At 43.5% G+C, this 794-nt stretch carries 1 protein-coding gene; it reads left to right on the forward strand.

The genetic code is table 11. The features are described from left to right. A partial coding sequence (locus KA883_RS08005) for an Ig-like domain-containing protein (RefSeq protein ID WP_245337602.1) occupies nt 1-794 on the forward strand: 794 nt, incomplete at both ends.

Consider the following 794-nt stretch of genomic DNA (forward strand, 5'->3'; position numbering starts at 1 on the left):
TGATATTCCATCTAATATAGATTTAGTAGGTGGAGAACCAATTAAATTTGTAGCGACAGACAAAGATGACAACACGTCAACAGAAGCAACGACAACAGTAGTAGACACAACAGCACCATCAGCACCGACGGTGAAAGAAGTGACAAGTGAAGCTACAACGGTAAGTGGAACGGCAGAACCAGGCTCAACGGTCACAGTGACGTTCCCAGACGGTAAAACGGCAACAGGAATAGCCGATGATCAAGGTAACTACACAGTTGAAATTCCATCAAATGTAGATTTAGAAGGTGGAGAAGATATTAAAGTTACTTCTAAAGATAAAGTTGGCAATACATCTGAAGAGACAATGACAACAGTAGTAGATACGACGGCACCAACAGCACCGACGGTGAAAGAAGTAACAAGTGAAGCTACAACAGTAAGTGGCACAGCAGAGCCAGGCTCAACGGTAACCGTAACGTTCCCAGATGGAACAACGGCAACAGGTACAACTGATGATCAAGGTAACTACACAGTTGATATTCCATCTGATATAGATTTAGAAGGTGGAGAAGATATCAAAGTTACTTCTAAAGATAAAGTTGGCAATACATCTGAAGAGACAACGACAACAGTAGTAGACACGACAGCACCAGACGCACCAACGGTGAATGGCGTAACAAGCGAAGCTACAACGGTAAGTGGAACGGCAGAACCAGGCTCAACAGTTACCGTAACGTTCCCAGATGGAACAACGGCAACAGGAACAGCAGACAGTGAAGGTAACTATACAGTTGAAATTCCATCAAATGTAG

This window comes from Staphylococcus sp. GDY8P54P (genome assembly GCF_017892645.1).
Lineage (GTDB): Bacteria > Bacillota > Bacilli > Staphylococcales > Staphylococcaceae > Staphylococcus > Staphylococcus ureilyticus.